The sequence below is a fragment of the Streptosporangium minutum genome, from assembly GCF_002149035.1.
GTDB lineage: Bacteria > Actinomycetota > Actinomycetes > Streptosporangiales > Streptosporangiaceae > Streptosporangium > Streptosporangium minutum.
Map to the genome: position 1 here is coordinate 1 of NZ_NGFP01000311.1, position 9,892 is coordinate 9,892.

A 9,892-nucleotide genomic window follows, 5' to 3' on the forward strand; every position below is an offset into this window, starting at 1 on the left:
ACGGCGGCGGCGACGCCGAGCAGATCGCCGGCCGGGTCAACCAGATCCGCGCCGAGATCGACAACACCGACTCCGACTACGACCGCGAGAAGCTCCAGGAGCGTCTGGCCAAGCTGGCCGGCGGCGTGGCCGTCATCAAGGCCGGCGCGGCGACCGAGGTCGAGCTCAAGGAGCGCAAGCACCGCATCGAGGACGCCGTTCGCAACGCGAAGGCGGCCGTCGAGGAGGGCATCGTCCCCGGCGGTGGCGTGGCCCTGCTGCAGGCCGGCGCCAAGGCCTTCGACAAGCTGGAGCTGTCCGGCGACGAGGCCACCGGTGCCGCGATCGTGCGCAAGGCTCTTGAGGAGCCGCTGAAGCAGATCGCCGTCAACGCCGGCCTTGAGGGCGGCGTCGTGGTGGAGAAGGTGCGCAACCTCACCCCCGGTGAGGGCCTGAACGCCGCCACCGGCGAGTACGTCAACATGTTCGAGTCGGGCATCATCGACCCGGCCAAGGTGACGCGTTCGGCTCTGCAGAACGCGGCGTCCATCGCGGCGCTGTTCCTCACCACCGAGGCCGTCATCGCCGAGAAGCCCGAGAAGGCCGGTGCCGCTCCCGCCATGCCCGGCGGCGGCGACATGGACTTCTAAGTCCAGGCGCTTTCACAGAAAGAGGCGACCCCGAGGTGCCGGGGCCGCCTCTTTCCGTGTTCCCGGGGCTTGTGCTTTCCGCGTTCACCGGCTTCCGGGCGTCCCGGGCTTGTGCTTTCCGCGTTCACCGGCTTCCGGGCGCCGGTGCGGTTGTTCGTCTCCCGCCGGTGCGGGCCGTTTCATGGGGCGTCGAACGGCCGGACAGCGTTCTTTTCCACGTGCTCAGCGGTCTGTAAAGAGTCCGTTCCCGCCGGGGACGTCATGGCATCCCCGGAAGTCCGGACACCCGTTACCGGTCCCTAACTCAGCGCCTTGACCCATCGTGACCACTGGGGCTGCGGCGCATAACCGGCGGCGCTCCACGCGTGATGGGCCAGGACATTGTCGTGCAGGACCATGGCGTCGGCGCGGAACGCGCCGAATTCCGCGAAGCGCTCCTCCGCGGCCCGGATCAGGACGGTCCCGACCCCCTGGCGGCGGCGGGCGGGGGCGACGGCCAGCCGGTAGAGATGGGCGCGCCAGCCGTCCCAGCCGGCGATCAGCGTGCCGGCCGTCTCCCCGTCGATCTCGGCGATGAGGACGGCCTCGGGGTCGCGCTCGATGAGCGCGACCACCTTGGCCGGATCGTCGTGCCGGTCGGTTCCCTCGGCGGCTTCGATCCAGAAGGACAGCAACGCGTCGACGTCCGCAAGCCGTCCGTTTCGCACCGTTATTTCCATAAATCGGAAATTAGCAGAGCTGGGCGGGGAGCTCCCTGGTGTGCAGGACTGTCAGGGAGGTGACCGCACGGGTCAGGACCACGTAGAGGCGGGCCAGGCCGCGTGGTTCGGCGTCCACGATGTCGGCCGGCTCGACCACGATGACGTGGTCGTACTCAAGGCCCTTGGCCAGGGTCGCCGGGATGACCAGGAGACGGTGCTCCTCCACCGAGTCGGGGCTCAGCACACGATGGTCCAGCTGGGACAGGATCTCGGACACCGCCGCGACCGAGGCGTCCGGGACGATGACGCCGATCGAGCCCTCGCGGGCGAGCGCCTCCCGCACCGCCTGCGTCAGGGACGCGGCCGGGTCGGGGGCGGGCCGTACCGACAGGGAGCCCACGCCGGGCCGGAGCGACTGGGGCGCGGCCAGGTCCGGGGCGACGGCGGGCAGCAGCCTGGCGGCGTAGTCGAGCACCTCGCGGGGGACGCGGAAGCCGAGGGTCAGCTCGGTGACCGCGCCGTCCTCGAAGCCCAGGTGGGTGAGGACCTCGTCCCAGGAACGGGCGGACCAGGGGGTCGTGCCCTGGGCGAGGTCGCCCAGGACGGTGGCCGACCCGGTACGGCAGCGCCGGCCGAGGGCGCGCAACTGCATCGCGGACAGGTCCTGGGCCTCGTCCACGACCAGATGACCCAGCGGGGCGGTCCGCTCGATCAGGTCGCCGAGCTCGTCCATCAGCGCGCCGTCGGCCGCCGACCACTTCGCCGAGCGGTGGGACTTCGCCGGCTTGGCCCACAGGAGCATGGCCTGCTCCGCGGGGGTGAGGTCGTCCTTGGCGGCGGCGGCGAGGAACTCGGGATCGCTGAAGAGCCGGTGGAGCACCTGCTGGGGGGTCAGCTTGGGCCAGACCTGCTCCACGAGCTGCTTGACCGGCTTGGACCGGGCCACCGCGTCCTGGACCCGGTCGTCGGGGGACTCGCCGCGCTGCTCCATCCGGACGAGCACCAGGTGGGCCAGCCGCTGGGCGAGAGCCGCCCGGCCGGGGCCGTAACGCGTGGTCCCCCGCAGCGACGCGACGACCTCGCGGACCTCGTGGTCGGCCACCCGGTAGCGGTTGACGCCCTTGGTGAACAGCACGCCCTCGGTCGGCTTGACGATGTGCATCCACAGGGCGCGCCTGAGCACCGGCGCGATCCTGGCGTCACCCTTGACCGCGCTGACCGCGGGGTCCTCGGGGGCCGAGTGGTCGCCCAGGATCCCGGCGACCGTGGTCTGGTCGACCTTGACCTCGCCCAGCGCGGGGAGCACCGAGGAGATGTAGGACAGGAAGGCCCGGTTGGGTCCGACGATCATCACGCCGGAGCGGGCGAGCTTCTCCCGGTGGGTGAAGAGCAGGTAGGCCGCCCGGTGCAGGCCGACGGCGGTCTTGCCGGTGCCGGGGGCTCCCTGGACGCAGACGGTCCGGCCCAGTTCGGAGCGGACGATCTCGTCCTGGTCGGGCTGGATCGTGGCGACGATGTCGCGCATCGGCCCGGAGCGGGGCCGCTCGATCTCCTCGGTGAGGAGCCTGCTGTGCTGCGAGGCGCCTCCCTGGTCGAGCGGCTCGTCCTCGTAGGCGGTCAGGTCGCCGCCGTGGTAGCCGAACCGGCGGCGGAGCGCGACGCCCATCGGATCGGACGGGCTGGCCTGGTAGAAGGCCCGAGAGACCGGGGCCCGCCAGTCGATCACCAGGGGGCGGCTGCGGTCGTCGTGGACGTGCCTGCGTCCGACGTAGACGGTGCCGGGAAGGTCGTCGTCCACGGCCCGGTCGAGGCGGCCGAAGAACAGCGGGGTGCCGGAGTGGTCGGCGAGCGCCGCCACCCGCTGGTCCAGCAGCGCCTGCAGGATCTGCTGTGAGACCCAGTCTCCGGCGGCGTCGGAGGAGAGGGACCGGGCGTGCTCGCGCATGGCGCGCAGCGCGGCCCTGGAGGCGGCCAGGTGTTCGCGTTCGGCGGCGAGGGTCTCGGCCGGGTCGTCGGTTATGTCGGGGGCCAATTGATGTGCGGGCACGCGGAAGCGCCTCCCAGTCGATAAACGGAGGTGGTGGTCATCAGGCAGCGAATCGACTAGCTTACCGGTGACCTACACGCGCTCAAAAGGATTAACCGCGGGACCGGGCTCCGGGCGCGACGGGTGTCGCGATGAGCGGGCGGATACTTCCCGAGATACCGACCGTGGCTGATCCGTGCCGCACCGTGTCGCGAAAGTCGCCGTTCCTGTCGCCGTTCCTTTCGCCCGAGGGCCGAAGGCCTTCCCCGCGTCCTGCCCGCGCCGTCGGGAACGCCTTCCCTCCGCCGTGCCCGCACCGGTCGCGATGCTTTCTCCCGCCGCTCACGCGCGGGCCGGAAGGGCGCGGGAGCCGGGCTTCCCGGCCTGCTCGCGGTGGTCGCCGCCCGCTGCGCGGCGGGGCTCCGGCGGGCCCCGCGGCCCACCGCGACGTGAGCCGTCCCACGGCCCTCGTGACCGCCGCGCCGATCACCTGGGTGCTCGCGGAAGGGATTCCACCCATCGGTGACACGGCATTTCGGTAACCGCGCTTGCACCCTCCGTGATTCTGTTCCAAAAACGCGAAAAACCCGGGCAAATCCAGTGACTCCCGCAGATCATGGGGGTATGTCGCCAGTGGCCGTCGCGGCCTAGCGAGGGGGTGGTTTCTTTGTCGAAAGCCTGCGGTATTTCGTGGACCTGATTGACACGGATGACGGCGTGTTCGCCTTGTGAGGCTATTCCCCGGCGAGCACGTCGTCCGCGTCGATGATCTGATAGGCGTATCCCTGCTCGGCCAGGAACCGCTGCCGGTGCGCGGCGAAGTCCTGGTCGACGGTGTCCCGGCTGACCACCGAGTAGAAGCGGGCCCCACCCCCGTCGGCCTTGGGCCGCAGCACCCGGCCGAGCCGCTGGGCCTCCTCCTGGCGTGAACCGAAGGTGCCCGACACCTGAATGGCCACCGCAGCCTCCGGCAGGTCGATGGAGAAGTTGGCCACTTTGGAGACGACCAGAACCTGGATCTCCTTGTCACGGAACGCCTGGAACAGCCGCTCCCGCTCCTTGACCTTCGTCTCGCCCTTGATCACCGGTGCGTTCAGGTGCTCGCCGAGCTCGTCGAGCTGGTCGATGTACTGCCCGATGACCAGCACCTGCTCGTCCAGGTGCCGCCGGACCAGCGCCTCGGTCACCCGGCTCTTGGACGGCGTGGTCGCGCAGAACCGGTAGCGCTCCTCGGACTCGGCCATCGCGTAGGCGAGCCGCTCGTCGTCGGTCAGCGTCACCCGGACCTCGACGCAGTCGGCCGGGGCGATCCAGCCCTGGTTCTCCATCTCCTTCCACGGCGCGTCGTAGCGCTTGGGGCCGATCAGGGAGAACACGTCCCCCTCCCGGCCGTCCTCGCGCACGAGCGTCGCGGTCAGCCCCACCCGCCGCCGGGCCTGCAGGTCGGCCGTCATCCGGAAGATCGGCGCGGGCAGCAGGTGCACCTCGTCGTAGACGACCAGGCCCCAGTCGCGGGCGTCGAACAGCTCCAGATGGCGGTAGACGCCCTGCCTGCGGGTCGTCATCACCTGGTAGGTGGCGATGGTGACCGGCCGGATCTCCTTCTTGGTGCCGGTGTATTCGCCGATCTCCTCCTCGGTCAGCGAGGTCCGCTTGATCAGCTCCTGCTTCCACTGGTGCGCCGAGACCGTGTTCGTCACCAGGATCAGCGTCGTGGCCTTGGCGTGCGCCATCGCCGCCGCGCCCACGATCGTCTTGCCCGCGCCGCAGGGGAGCACGACCACGCCCGAGCCGCCGTGCCAGAACGCCTCGGCGGCCTCACGCTGGTAGGTGCGCAGCTCCCAGCCGTCCTCGGTCAGCGTGATCGGGTGGTGCTCGCCGTCGACGTATCCGGCCAGGTCCTCGGCCGGCCAGCCCAGCTTGAGCAGGTACTGCTTGATGTTGCCGCGCTCGCTCGGATGCACCGCCACCGCGTCGGCGCCCAGCCGTTCGCCCAGCAGCGGCTGGATCTTCTTGGAGCGCAGCACCTCCTCCAGCACGGCCCGGTCGGTGCTGGTCAGGACGAGCCCGTGGACGGGATCCTTCTCCAGCCGGAGCCTGCCGTAACGCGCCATGGTCTCGGCGATGTCCACCAGCAGCGCGTGCGGCACCGGGTAGCGGCTGTAGCCGATCAGCGCGTCGACCACCTGCTCGGCGTCGTGCCCGGCGGCCCGCGCGTTCCACAGGGCCAGCGGGGTGATCCGGTAGGTGTGCACGTGCTCGGGGGCACGCTCCAGCTCGGCGAAGGGCGCGATCGCCTTGCGGCACTCGTCGGCCCTGTCGTGGCCGACTTCGAGTAGCAGAGTTTTGTCGGATTGGACGATCAATGGTCCGTCGGTCAAAGACTTCTCCCTCGTGTACGGCCGGCGAGCCCATGGTCGCACTCGCACGGGGACCTGCCGGTCCGTTCCCGGCTCGACGCCCCCCGCTCCGTATGTCCAACAGAGATAAGCCTCCGGGCAGTCCCGATCAGCTCGATCGCCGGATATCCGCTCAGTTGTCGAACGCGCCGTTGACACCCGCGACGATGAAGGCGCCGAAGCCCAGGACGACCAGGCCGACGTTGATGCCGATGCCGATCCAGGTCCACTTGAGGAGGTTCCTGGCGCTCCGGGGGTCGGACTCGACCTTGCCCAGCGCGATGCCGGACATGATGGCTCCGGCGATGCCGCCGAGGCTGATGTAGCAGCTCAGGGCCAGCACGATGCTGATGACGAGCGCGACGATCGCGTGGGTCCGGACGCCCTCGTTGTTCTGGCGTGGCGGGCCGTAGCCGTAGCCCGGCTGCTGCCCGTAGGGCTGCTCTCCGTAGCCCGCCGGACCGTAGCCCTGGCCCTGGTCGCCGTAGCCCTGACCGTAGCCCTGGCCGCCGTATCCCTGACCGTAGCCCTGAGCCTGCTGGCCGTAGCCCTGGTCCTGACCGTAACCCTGACCGTAGCCCTGGTCCTGACCGTAACCCTGACCGTAGCCCTGGGGCTGCTGGCCGTACCCCGGCTGCTGGTGGCCCTGGCCGGGCTGCTGGCCGTACTCGGGCTGCTGGCCGTACCCGGGCGTCTGGCCGGGGCCGGTGCTGTAGGGGCTCTTCCAGTCATCCGGGTTCGTGCTGGGGCCCTCGGGCGTACCGCTGCTCACTGTGCATCTCTCGCTTCTCTTGAGCCGGGAACATCAAGAAATATCACGATATGGGGCCTATGCCCTCTGCGGTAGGCGAATGGCGCCGGTCGCATCCGGCGGGGACCGGACCGGGTGAGAGCCTCCCCACCAGGATGGACGGCGGGATGTCTCCGCCCCGTGACCGGGGTGGCGGATCCGCGATCGAGGAAGCCCCCCATCAGTTGATGTCGGCGATGCCGGTGATGCGGTGCAGGGCGAAGCGGTGCACCGCCGCCCGGGTCTCGTCGTAGGCGGTGAGATAGCCGCCCTCCATCCGGGCGGGCTCCAGGATCCGGCTGGTGGCGTTGCCCTGGGAGTCGAGGTAACCGATCCAGACCTGGGAGCCCTGCCGGATGGCCTCGCGCAGCGCGACGATGGTGGCGGTCGCGGGGGAACGCGGGACCTGGCCGGCGGGGGCCTCCACGGGCGCCCGGCGTGCCCGGTGCGCGGCGTCGCCCGCGCGGACGGCGCGTACGGCCGCCGCCACGACGTCGGCCTCCAGGCCGTTGAACGTGGCCGAGGAACGGACGAGGGGCTGGCCGTCGGTCCTGCGGACGTCGAGCTGGGTGATGATCACGTCGCCGTCCAGGGACTCGGAGGCCGGCGCGTAGCCCATCGCGCGCAGCGAGTCGACCAGGGTCGGGCGGGAGGTCTTGGAGGCGATCACGGTGGGGGCGAGCCGGCGCAGCCGCAGCGGGAGGGCACGCCTGTCGGCCATCACCTCGTCCAGCAGTGAGGGATCGTCGCACCGCACGTAGGCGCTCGCCGTACCGACGCGCATGCGGCCGTGGCGGCGGGCCACGTCCGTGACCAGGTAGCCGAGCGGCTGCGGGACCGGCGTGGTGGAGTGCCGCTCCAGCATGGCCAGCATCTCGTCGGCGCTCTGCCCCGCGTCCAGCGCCCGCCGGATCGACCGCTCGTCGAACCGGTAGACCGTCGCGCCGCCGGTGGACTCCACCTCGGCCGCCAGTGCCAGCCACCGCCTCAGATCGCTGGTGAGCGGCCCGGGGGCCACGGCGGTCAGGTCGGCCTGCAGCAGGACGTGGTCGAGTGGCTCGGGCAGCAGGGGGGCCAGGAGCCGGCCCGCCGACATCGTGCGGTCGCAGCCGGGGAGCAGGGCGCGGCCGTGGTCCACGACCGCGCCGAGGCCGGTCACCCCGATCTGCTCCGCCTCGCGCAGCGTGAACTCCACCAGCTGGTCGCGGTGGCCGCCGCGCCGGCGGGGCTGCTCCCAGGCCAGGCGCTCGCGCACCGACTCCAGGGTGGGGGCCAGACCGGGGCCGGCGACGGCGAGCATGCCCAGGGTGGCGGTGCGGACCTCGGCGGCGGCCGAGCGTCGCAGGTCGGGGTGGAGGGCGTTGAGCAGGCGGTCGCGCTCGTCACGCTCGCCGATCACTCCGGGCACCCGGTCCATGGTGAGCCAGGTCGTGGCCAGCACCGTCCAGCGGTCCTCGGTGCCCTTCACCCGCCAGCCGTCATAGGCCGGGGTGGGCAGCCATTCGCCGTCCACCGCGCCGCTGGCGGCCACCAGCCCGGCCGCGTGCGCCACTTCGGCGACCAGACCCGTCACCCACTCGGGCAGGTCGAGCAGGACCGACGTCCGCTTCAGGTCGCGTACGGCCAGGCCGCCGCTGCGGAGCACGCCGGGAGGATCGACGCTCCACCGTTCGCACAGCTCCTCCACCGCGCGGGTGAACGCGAACGCCTGCCCGGCGGCCGTGCGGTCGGCGAGCCCCTGGTCGCGCACGGCGCCGTCGAGCGCCGGAGGGACGGGGGAGAGGTCCCGGTGGATCCGGCCGCCGCGCAGGGCCAGGGCGACCTCGCGGGGCAGGACGACGGTCTCCTCGCCGGTGGCGCCGAGCAGCGCGCGGGAGAGCAGCTCCTCGATCGGCGACTGGGCGTCGGCGGTCCGCACCTCCCGGCGCGCGTTGGGCACCCGGCCGCTGGCCGGCCCCCAGGCCAGCTCGTTGAGCGCGGAACGGGCCTGCGGCGAGACGTCCTGGATCAGCCGTCCGACGATTTCCGGGTCGCCGAGCAGTCGGGCGAGGGTCTCCTTGGTGCCGTCGCCGTCGCCGCCGATGTCTTCGGCCAGCTCGGCCAGACGCTCGGCGGGATGGTGCCTGAACACCTCCACCGCCGGCGGGCCGAGCCCCGCGGGCGTTTCGAGGACCTCCCGCACGCCGGGAGCCGGCGCCAGGGCCTTGTCGGGCCCGTAGACCAGGGCCAGGGTCCGCAGCCGCTCGACCGTCTCCCTGAGCGCGCCCTGGAACGCCGGGTCCGCCGCGCCCCGCAGCGCGCGGGCCATCTGGGCGCGCAGCGTCCGGTGGGCGACCGGCGACGGGAGCACGGCCAGCGTCTCGATGACCGAGAGCGTGAACAGGTCGAGCCGGTCGAGCACGCGACCGATCGCCGACGGGCTGCCCGCCCGCGTGGCCAGCCCTTCGAGGTGCGCGGGGACCGGGGTGATGAGCTCGGGTCGCACGGCGACGAGAGCCCGCAACTGGTCATCGCTCCGGCCGCGCAGCCACTCGGTGAACTCCGTGCTCATTCCGTCAATGGTAGGAGGCCTTACCGACAGAGCGGGGCTTGGGGAAAATCCGGTTTCATACGATCGGCCGCGAATGAAGGGGGAAGCGGCGGCCCTCCCCGGTTCAGCCGATCGCCTGGACGGCCGGGCGCGGCAGCAGCCCGAGCGCCAGGCGCACCCAGGAGGCGACGAAACGATCACGCTCCGCGCGCCCCGGGGGCTCGCCCACGATCTCCTGGAAAAGCCGGTAGTGGACCACCGCGCCGCCGAGCACGGCGCCGATCCCGGGCCAGTCGAGGTCGGCTCCGGCGTATTCGGGCTGGGCGCGGAACCAGGTGGTGATCGCGTCGAACATGGGTTGCAGCAGCCCCTCGCGGACGATCGCCACCAGCTCGGGGAACTGGCTCAGGTCGCGGAAGAAGACGCGCGTCAGCTCGCTCTCCTCGCGGACCTTGGCCAGCCCCGCCTTGCACAGGTGCGCCAGGCGCTCCTCGATGTCGACCGAGGGGTCGACGGCGCTCATCTCGGTCAGGGCCTCGGCGATCTGCGTCCGGGTCCGGGCGGCGTGCTCGTTCATCGCCGCCGCCAGCACCTCGTACTTGGACTTGAAGTGCCGGTAGAGCCCTCCGGCGCCGGGGGACAGCCCGGAGGCGGCCTCGATCTCCGCCACCGAGGTCGCCGAGTAGCCTCGTTCGGCGAACAGGCGCAGGGCCTCGTCGATGATCCGCTCGCGCGTCGATCTGGTCATTTCTCTGCCGATACCTCCCCCTTGACCCTATCCAGTGCCGAGCCCGTCGGCTCTCGGCGCGCCGGATCC

Annotated in this window: 7 protein-coding genes; 1 reads left to right on the plus strand and 6 read right to left on the minus strand. The window is 71.5% G+C overall.

The annotated features are described in order from the left end of the window. On the plus strand, window positions 1–629 hold a 629-nt coding region (locus CA984_RS39280; protein ID WP_278249092.1), incomplete at its 5' end, for a TCP-1/cpn60 chaperonin family protein. A gap of 299 nt (window positions 630–928) precedes the next feature. Here CA984_RS39280 and CA984_RS39285 read toward each other — a convergent pair. The 6 genes from CA984_RS39285 to CA984_RS39310 form a co-directional block, all read right to left on the minus strand. Continuing rightward, window positions 929–1,336, minus strand: a complete 408-nt coding sequence (locus CA984_RS39285; RefSeq protein ID WP_242676424.1) for a GNAT family N-acetyltransferase — start codon at window positions 1,334–1,336, stop codon at window positions 929–931. Between the two features lie 22 nt (window positions 1,337–1,358). After that, window positions 1,359–3,377 (minus strand): HelD family protein, encoded by a 2,019-nt coding sequence (locus tag CA984_RS39290; RefSeq protein WP_086578446.1) that lies wholly within the window; start codon window positions 3,375–3,377, stop codon window positions 1,359–1,361. A gap of 713 nt (window positions 3,378–4,090) precedes the next feature. Then, window positions 4,091–5,737 (minus strand): DNA repair helicase XPB, encoded by a 1,647-nt coding sequence (locus CA984_RS39295; RefSeq protein ID WP_086578447.1) that lies wholly within the window; start codon window positions 5,735–5,737, stop codon window positions 4,091–4,093. 151 nt (window positions 5,738–5,888) lie between these two features. Next, on the minus strand, window positions 5,889–6,527 hold the full coding sequence (locus CA984_RS47475) for an MgtC/SapB family protein (RefSeq protein WP_207621211.1): 639 nt from the start codon (window positions 6,525–6,527) through the stop codon (window positions 5,889–5,891). Between the two features lie 199 nt (window positions 6,528–6,726). Further along, window positions 6,727–9,096, minus strand: coding sequence for a helicase-associated domain-containing protein (locus tag CA984_RS39305; RefSeq protein ID WP_086578448.1), 2,370 nt, complete (start codon window positions 9,094–9,096; stop codon window positions 6,727–6,729). A 103-nt stretch (window positions 9,097–9,199) separates the two neighbouring features. Continuing rightward, window positions 9,200–9,823, minus strand: a complete 624-nt coding sequence (locus CA984_RS39310; RefSeq protein ID WP_086578449.1) for a TetR/AcrR family transcriptional regulator — start codon at window positions 9,821–9,823, stop codon at window positions 9,200–9,202. Window positions 9,824–9,892: the final 69 nt, after the last annotated feature.

What these genes read in the sequence shown, in the direction of transcription:
- CA984_RS39305 (WP_086578448.1), bottom strand. Translation starts at nt 9,096, where the DNA reads ATGAGCACGGAGTTCACCGAGTGGCTGCGCGGCCGGAGCGATGACCAG.
- CA984_RS39310 (WP_086578449.1), bottom strand. Translation starts at nt 9,823, where the DNA reads ATGACCAGATCGACGCGCGAGCGGATCATCGACGAGGCCCTGCGCCTG.